The organism is Vibrio sp. 1069 (assembly GCF_033340555.1).
The window spans coordinates 1-511 of record NZ_JAWOWP010000982.1; the positions used below are offsets into that span (position 1 = coordinate 1).

General features: G+C 46.8%; 1 protein-coding gene. It reads right to left on the reverse strand.

Annotation, left to right across the window (positions count from 1 at the left end):
* A partial coding sequence (locus R7040_RS30155; protein ID WP_318098150.1) for an RNase adapter RapZ occupies window positions 1-511 on the reverse strand: 511 nt, incomplete at both ends.

Here is a 511-nt window from a genome sequence, read left to right on the forward strand (position 1 = left end):
AGTGTGGGTTCGGTAGGAATCGCACATCAAATACGTAATCCGCATCAGACGGAAGGCCGTATTTAAAGCCGAATGATTCAAACACCATCACCAAGCCTTTGCGATCACGTCCTTCTACTCGCATGCGAACTGTTTCACTCAGTTCATGCAAAGACTGACCGCTACTGTTGAGGATTAAATCCGCATGCGCTTTTAGTGGTGTCAGGATCTCTTTTTCTCGCTCGATAGCTTGATCGAGCGATAGAGACTGACCGCCTAATGATAGCGGGTGGATGCGACGAGTTTCGCTGTAGCGTTTGAGCAAGGTTTCCTTATTGGCGTCTAAGAAAAGTACGGTTACATCGAGTTCAGTTTTTAGCTGCTCTAACGTGCCAGTCAGTTCTTTGAGCTTTTTTGGGATGTTGCGGATATCAATGCTCACCGCAACATTTTGCTTGCTGTCAGCGATGGAATGCACAAACGCATCCAATAGGTTTACTGGTAGGTTGTCGACACAGTAGTACCCTAAGTC